Raw genomic sequence first — 767 nt, 5'->3', positions numbered from 1 at the left:
AGCTTACGGAACATTTCAACACCAGTACAAGTAGAACGAGTTGTATCATTGATACCAACAATTTCTACTTCGTCATTGATGCGGATGATACCAGCTTCAACACGACCAGTTACAACAGTACCACGACCCTGGATTGAGAAAACGTCTTCGATAGGCATGATGAATGGCTTATCGATGTCACGCTCTGGCTCTGGGATGTAAGAGTCAAGTGCGTTTGCAAGCTCAACGATCTTATCTTCCCACTCTTTCTCGCCTTCTAACGCTTTAAGCGCAGAACCAGCGATTAGAGGTAAGTCATCACCTGGGAAATCGTATTCAGAAAGAAGTTCACGAACTTCCATTTCTACTAGTTCAAGTAGCTCTTCATCATCAACCATGTCACATTTGTTCATGAATACGATGATGTAAGGAACGCCAACCTGACGAGAAAGAAGGATGTGCTCACGCGTTTGTGGCATAGGGCCATCTGTCGCAGCAACTACTAAGATCGCGCCGTCCATTTGAGCAGCACCAGTGATCATGTTTTTAACATAATCGGCGTGACCAGGACAATCTACGTGTGCGTAGTGACGTGTAGGTGTATCGTATTCAACGTGAGACGTTGAAATAGTGATACCACGTTCGCGCTCTTCTGGAGCGTTATCGATTGATGCGAAATCTTTAGCAACACCGCCGTATACTTTTGCAAGTACGTTAGTGATTGCTGCAGTTAGTGTAGTTTTACCGTGGTCAACGTGGCCGATTGTACCAACGTTTACGTGCGGTTT

The 767-nt window shown here is 45.2% G+C and carries 1 protein-coding gene; it reads right to left on the bottom strand.

Features of this window, described 5'->3' with window-relative positions:
• The coding region (locus H5089_RS20505) for an elongation factor Tu (RefSeq protein ID WP_182696630.1) at nucleotides 1-767 on the bottom strand (767 nt) is incomplete at both ends.

It is taken from the genome of Pseudoalteromonas sp. SR45-1 (assembly GCF_014163655.1).
GTDB lineage: Bacteria > Pseudomonadota > Gammaproteobacteria > Enterobacterales > Alteromonadaceae > Pseudoalteromonas > Pseudoalteromonas distincta.
Note: the sequence above shows the minus strand (reverse complement) of the source record. Positions and strands in the feature narration are given on the sequence as shown.